The 1,067-nt window shown below is 44.0% G+C and carries 1 protein-coding gene; it reads right to left on the bottom strand.

From position 1 onward, the window contains the following. A partial coding sequence (locus tag L2731_RS19465; RefSeq protein ID WP_249254889.1) for an IS110 family RNA-guided transposase occupies positions 1-968 on the bottom strand: 968 nt, incomplete at its 3' end. Positions 969-1,067: the final 99 nt, after the last annotated feature.

Here is a 1,067-nt window from a genome sequence, read left to right as displayed (position 1 = left end):
GTTCTTGCTAACTTGTTGGCCAGTGCGACTGCTGACTTGTGACTGCCTCGCCGTTCGATGAGCGTTTTAACCCAAACAGACAACCTATCTTGCGCTGTTTTACAGTGCCTGATAATCGACCAAGCACATTGAATGAGTAGCTTCCTGAGGTAACGGTTACCTCGCTTGGTTATCCCACCAAGACTTTGTTTTCCACCGCTTGAATGTTCCTTAGGTACTAAACCGATATTGGCTGAAAAATGTCTACCATTCTTGTAGGACGAACCATTACCAGCAAAAGAGACTACGGCTGTTGCCGTAATTTCTCCTATTCCCTTTATTTGCATTAGTAGTTTAGCTCCTTCGGAAGCCAGGGCTTGCTGTTTGATATCCTTTTCTGATGACTTTATGGCTTCATCAATCGCGCCCCACTCTTGGTGTAGCAGCGTAAAGTGGATTCGAGCTCTTTCGGTTAATTCATTTTCTGCATCTTCAATTAAGTCAGGTAATGCTGCTTTAAGGCTTTCTTTGCCTTTTGCGATGACAATGCCATATTCATATAGCAGGCCTCTGATTTGATTAATCAATGTTGTTCTGGCGTCGACCTGCCTTTCCCTGATTCGATGCGCCAACATCATATCAACCTGCTCTAGGGTTCTTGGTTCTACAAACTGCATGTTGGGTCTAAGCGCTGCTTCGCAAATGGCGAAGGCATCATTACGGTCATTTTTATTGCCTTTGACAAAGGGCTTCACATGTTGAGGGGGAATTAGCCTTACCTGATAACCTTGAGCTTTTAAGCTTCTACCCCAGTAATTTGAACCGCTACAGGCTTCCATTGCTATGATTGCATCAGGATATTGAGCTAGAAACGCCATAAGTTGGTGTCGACGAAGTGCACGATTAAATGCAGATTTACAAGCCTGATTTACACCACAGACTTGAAAGACGTTTTTTGCCAAATCGATACCAATTAGAGTAACTTTCATAGTGGACACCTTTTGTTGATATTGAACGTGCAAATTCAATATGGCGCTTTTGACGCCGACTTCACAAGAGGTGTCCATCTCATCATCCGTGGAGGCTCG

Origin of the sequence: Shewanella aquimarina (assembly GCF_023349185.1) — a bacterium.
GTDB classification, from domain to species: Bacteria; Pseudomonadota; Gammaproteobacteria; order Enterobacterales; family Shewanellaceae; genus Shewanella; species Shewanella aquimarina.
Note: the sequence above shows the minus strand (reverse complement) of the source record. Positions and strands in the feature narration are given on the sequence as shown.